Below are 568 nucleotides of genomic sequence, written 5' to 3' on the forward strand. Positions count from 1 at the left end.
TTAAGCAGCTGGGCCAGCGGGCGCGCGACGATCGTCAGATCGCGCGCCCGTAGGCCGCAGTCCCCGGAGCGCTCATGGCAACCACCCGACTATCAGGAGTCCCGACCTCCATGACCATCACCGATATCGCTACCGGCGAAGACGCCCTGCTGCTGGACGCCGCCGCCGCGGATCTGTTGTTCCACACGGCCCGGACTGCGAACACGTTCAGCGACGATCCGGTGTCCGACGAGCAGGTCCGTGCCATCTATGGCTTGATCAAGTGGGCGCCGACCAGTATGAACGCGCAGCCGCTGCGGATCATCCTGGTCCGTTCGCCCGAGGCTCGGGAACGGCTGGTACAGCATCTCAGCCCGGGTAACCAGGCGAAGACACAGTCTGCGCCGCTCGTGGCCATCGTGGCCGCGGACGTCGACTTCCACGAGAACCTCCCGCAGGTTTTCCCCCATCTGCCGAACGCCAAGGACTTCTTCACCGAACCGGTCGCTCGCGAGCAGACGGCCCGCTTCAACGCCGGCCTGCAGATCGGCTACCTCATTCTGGGTATCCGCGCCGCTGGGCTGGCGGC

1 protein-coding gene is annotated in these 568 nt (G+C 66.2%); it reads left to right on the forward strand.

Annotated features, from left to right (window positions below):
* Nucleotides 1–110: 110 nt before the first annotated feature.
* Nucleotides 111–568, forward strand: a 458-nt coding sequence (locus tag U9980_RS25325; RefSeq protein WP_322770225.1) for a malonic semialdehyde reductase, incomplete at its 3' end; no start/stop codon positions are given.

Origin of the sequence: Protofrankia sp. Cr1, from assembly GCF_963555865.1 — a bacterium.
Classification (GTDB): domain Bacteria; phylum Actinomycetota; class Actinomycetes; order Frankiales; family Frankiaceae; genus Protofrankia.